At 33.1% G+C, this 2,430-nt stretch carries 4 protein-coding genes; all 4 read left to right on the top strand.

Annotation, left to right across the window (positions count from 1 at the left end; genetic code table 11):
• Window positions 1–750: AraC family transcriptional regulator (locus C0512_RS15200; protein WP_290863091.1), on the top strand; the 750-nt coding region annotated here is incomplete at its 5' end.
• Window positions 751–1,091: 341 nt separating this feature from the next.
• A complete protein-coding gene (gene msrA, locus C0512_RS15195) occupies window positions 1,092–1,550 on the top strand; it encodes a peptide-methionine (S)-S-oxide reductase MsrA (protein WP_290863089.1) in 459 nt (152 codons plus the stop codon).
• An 18-nt stretch (window positions 1,551–1,568) separates the two neighbouring features.
• Complete coding sequence (msrA, locus tag C0512_RS15190) at window positions 1,569–2,108, top strand: peptide-methionine (S)-S-oxide reductase MsrA (RefSeq protein WP_290863087.1); 540 nt, start codon at window positions 1,569–1,571, stop codon at window positions 2,106–2,108.
• Between the two features lie 125 nt (window positions 2,109–2,233).
• On the top strand, window positions 2,234–2,430 hold a 197-nt coding region (locus tag C0512_RS15185; protein ID WP_290863085.1), incomplete at its 3' end, for a GNAT family N-acetyltransferase.

The raw sequence follows: 2,430 nt of genomic DNA, 5'->3' as shown, positions 1-2,430 counted from the left end.
AATCAGGATTTAAAAACAGGTTTGTCTATCATTTGGAATATTGGAACACAAGCCAGTATTACTATAGACAGTCAACCGTATACAATAGAAAAAGATTGTTTTATATTCATAACCAGTTTTCATACTATTCAAAAATTAGAATTTGAAAAATTAAGGGTTATTCAATTCAATAAGCCTTTTTTTTGTGTTGAAGATCACGATAGTGATGTTGGCTGCAAAGGGCTTTTGTTTTTTGGAGCTTCCACTGTGCCAAAAATTCAGATAGAAAAGGAGAACTCAAAGCAATTTGATTTGTTGTGGAAAATTTTTGAAATGGAAATTGAGCAAATGGATGATTACTCTCTTGAGATGCTCAAGTCATTATTAAAGCGTCTTTTAATCTTATGTGTCAGGATTTATAAAAATCAAAGCTTAAATGTCAATAGCGATGTGAATTCAATTGGTGTTATCAGAGAGTTTAATTTCTTAGTCGAAAAACACTATAAAACCAAAACTACTGTTGCAGCTTATGCGGCCCTGCTTTTTAAATCCCCTAAGACATTGTCTAATTTTTTTAAAATGCATATTGACAAAACACCACTTGAGATTATTAATAACAGGAGACTATTGGAAGCAAAAAGATTATTAAAATATTCTACTATTCCAATCCAGGAAATTGCCGCTGAGCTCTCTTTCGGAGATGTACAGGCATTTAGCAATTTTATAAAAAAGCAAACAAAAAAAACACCTACAGCGATTAGGGTGGAATAATTTCCGGGGAATTATTTGCAATGATTGCATTGGTTTATGAAAAGCCTCCCTTCTTATCCAGTGTATTTAGTTGCCATAAATATAATAGGGCTATGTATTTTAATTTTTTGGTCCACAATATTCATCTATCATTAAAAAGCAAGCGTTTAAAAATGAATAAATCCTAAATTAAGGAATAATTTACAAGTATTAAGGAAATTTGAATTATTAAATAATTGCTTCATCGATGTAAATTTGTACTATAAATTACTATCTGAAAGATTAAGGAAATAAATGCTTAATTGTATTGAGGTATTCAATTTTAAAGGAGGATTATTATCTAATTTTTAAAATAGCAAAAGATGAAAAATATACAGTTTGCCACATTGGGCGGGGGATGTTTTTGGGGTGTTGAAAAATTTCTGCAAGACACTCCAGGGGTTATAGATGCGGTCTCAGGATATGCCGGAGGATCTTTTATTGATCCAACGTATTCTGATGTTTGTGGAGGCAGAACGGGCCATGCAGAAGTAGTAAACGTAGAATTTGACGCGGATGTGATTTCATATAGTTCGTTGTTGGAAAAGTTCATTCCAAAATATGGTAAAACATCTAGTTCTAACTTAGATTCTGTTTCACAATACCGATCTATTGTATTATACCGAAACAGCGAACAGGAAGAAGCAACAAAAAAGGTATTTGAAAAACTGGAAGCAACAAGCGGAAAAAAAGTTGTAACACAAGTCGTTGCTTTAGAAAAATTCTATCCGGCGGAAGATTTCCATCAGGATTATCATGGTAGTTGCAGGGTAGCCGTTTAATTTATAAATACTAATATTATGAAAAACATACAATTAGCTACGTTTGGCGGAGGATGTTTTTGGTGTGTAGAAGCGGTCATACAAAGATTAAAAGGTGTTGAAAAGGTAGTTTCGGGTTATACAGGTGGAATCACAAAAAATCCGACCTACAGAGACATTTGTAATGGCGACACCGGTCATGCAGAAGTTATTCAGGTAACATTTGATTCAGAGATTATTACTTATGATGAATTACTGGCAATTTTTATGACGACTCATGATCCAACAACTTTGAACAGGCAGGGAGCTGACTACGGAACACAATATCGTTCGGTTATATATTATCATGATGAGAATCAGAAAGCTGTAGCCGAAGAAGTTTTGGCACTCATTAATCCAAGTTTTGATAACAAGGTAGTTACAGAATTAAGTCCACTTGCAGTTTTTTACCCTGCGGAAGCGTATCATCAGGGCTATTACAATCACAATAGCAATGCAGGATATTGTAATGCAGTGATAACCCCTAAAGTGGGGAAACTGAGAAAAATGTACGCAGACAGATTAAAGGAAAATGCATAAATATCATTTTATAGTTGTTTTTTTATGGTTAAGTTGATTGATGTAAATCTCCCAAGGATAGCACCTTGGGAGTTTACTTTTGAAAAAAGAAAAAGGGAAACAAAAGCAGTAATATAGTTATAATAATGGAAAATTTAGAATTACAACACTATCCGGAATTGAAGCTTTTCGTAATGAAAGTTGGCGATGATTTTGCCAAAATTGAATACACAGAAAAAGAGAATTGTTATTATTTAACACATTCAGAAGTACCAGAACATCTAAGAGGAAAAGGAATAGGCAAAGCATTGGTTGAAAAAACTTTTGACTATTTACATGAAAA

Origin of the sequence: Flavobacterium sp. (assembly GCF_013822155.1) — a bacterium.
GTDB lineage: Bacteria > Bacteroidota > Bacteroidia > Flavobacteriales > Flavobacteriaceae > Flavobacterium.
Note: the sequence above shows the minus strand (reverse complement) of the source record. Positions and strands in the feature narration are given on the sequence as shown.